Origin of the sequence: Bradyrhizobium cosmicum, assembly GCF_032290525.1 — a bacterium.
Taxonomy (GTDB): domain Bacteria; phylum Pseudomonadota; class Alphaproteobacteria; order Rhizobiales; family Xanthobacteraceae; genus Bradyrhizobium; species Bradyrhizobium cosmicum_A.
Window position 1 is genome coordinate 1 of record NZ_JASXTA010000133.1, and the last position, 292, is coordinate 292.

Annotated in this window: 1 pseudogene; it reads right to left on the reverse strand. The window is 71.6% G+C overall.

Going from position 1 to position 292, the window contains the following annotated elements:
- Positions 1 to 292, reverse strand: a pseudogene (locus tag QSV46_RS39375) (hypothetical protein); the annotation flags it as partial.

Genomic DNA, 292 nt, shown 5'->3' on the forward strand with positions numbered 1-292 from the left:
GTCCTCGGCGGTGGTGGTGACCTCGACCTCAAGCACGCCGGTTCCGTTGATGGAGCCGGCGTAGACGGCGTCTCCGGCGGCAACCTCGACCGGGACGGACTCCCCGGTGAGGGCCGAGACGTCCACAGCGGTGCGACCGTCACGAACGACGCCGTCGGTCGCGACGCGCTCACCCGGACGGACCAGGAGCAGGTCGCCGATCGCGAGCTCGGTCGGAGCGACGGTGACCTGGGTGCCGTCGCGAAGGACAGTGGCCTCCGCCGGAACCAGCGACAGCAGTGCGCGCAAGCCG